This is a genomic window from Acidovorax sp. KPB24-07, from assembly GCF_057543315.1.
On record NZ_BAAJYS010000887.1, the window covers coordinates 1 to 669 of the forward strand.

3 protein-coding genes are annotated in these 669 nt (G+C 57.4%); all 3 read left to right on the forward strand.

What is annotated here, in order from left to right; translation table 11 throughout:
• The first annotated feature begins 56 nt into the window (after window positions 1-56).
• A complete protein-coding gene (locus AC27IQ_RS26475) occupies window positions 57-296 on the forward strand; it encodes a DUF6402 family protein (RefSeq protein ID WP_487091436.1) in 240 nt (79 codons plus the stop codon).
• Window positions 297-309: 13 nt separating this feature from the next.
• Entirely contained in the window at window positions 310-543 is a 234-nt protein-coding gene (locus tag AC27IQ_RS26480; protein WP_487091438.1) for a DUF6402 family protein, read from the forward strand.
• Between the two features lie 13 nt (window positions 544-556).
• On the forward strand, window positions 557-669 hold a 113-nt coding region (locus AC27IQ_RS26485; protein WP_487091439.1), incomplete at its 3' end, for a DUF6402 family protein.

Here is a 669-nt window from a genome sequence, read left to right on the forward strand (position 1 = left end):
GAATCCGCAGTTCAAAAAACAGGCGATCAAGGACGAGGGAGGTTGCATGAAGGGACATGGTCAAGGTAGACCAGGAGCGGCTGCAGTGCGCAGCTGGAGAAAAAGCTGCGCCGAAGGTGCGGCTGTTTCAGCTCAACGATATTCCTGGCGTGATGCGCTCGCGCATGGGGTGGCCGGTGGCGGCGGCATTGATGGAGCGGTGGTTTCGCGGGGCGGCTTTTGAGATGACAGACGAGATAAAGCTGAGCCAGGGCCCGAAGCGTTTTGAGTCGATTGCTGCCTGCGCAATTGGATGAAAACACAGCCACCATGGCATGGGCGCTGGGGTTTGCGAGGGTACGAGCGGCGATGTCGAAGTTGCAGGCACAGTGGGCGAGTCCTGGCGCATTCGAATTGCTGAAGCAGCGCGTCAATGCGCAGGCCATGGTGAACGTTTCAGGCCCCTGGCGATTCGGCGATCTCGCTCAGCCGGCCAAAGTGCTGGACGATGTTTGCCAAGTGAACTACCTGAAATTCGGGCGTTTTCAGCGATCCCTTGGATGACTTTTATGGCGCGATGGGAGAGGCGACCCTCAAAGTTGCCGTTTCTGGCCTTGTCGTTCCCAAAGGAGCAAGGAAAGCATCCATTGCAATTGATGAGCTGGGCTTTTACTTGCGCGATGCCTACGA

Coding starts and splice junctions, on each gene's coding strand:
- AC27IQ_RS26475 (WP_487091436.1), top strand. CDS start 57: ATGGTCAAGGTAGACCAGGAGCGGCTGCAGTGCGCAGCTGGAGAAAAA.
- AC27IQ_RS26480 (WP_487091438.1), top strand. CDS start 310: ATGGCATGGGCGCTGGGGTTTGCGAGGGTACGAGCGGCGATGTCGAAG.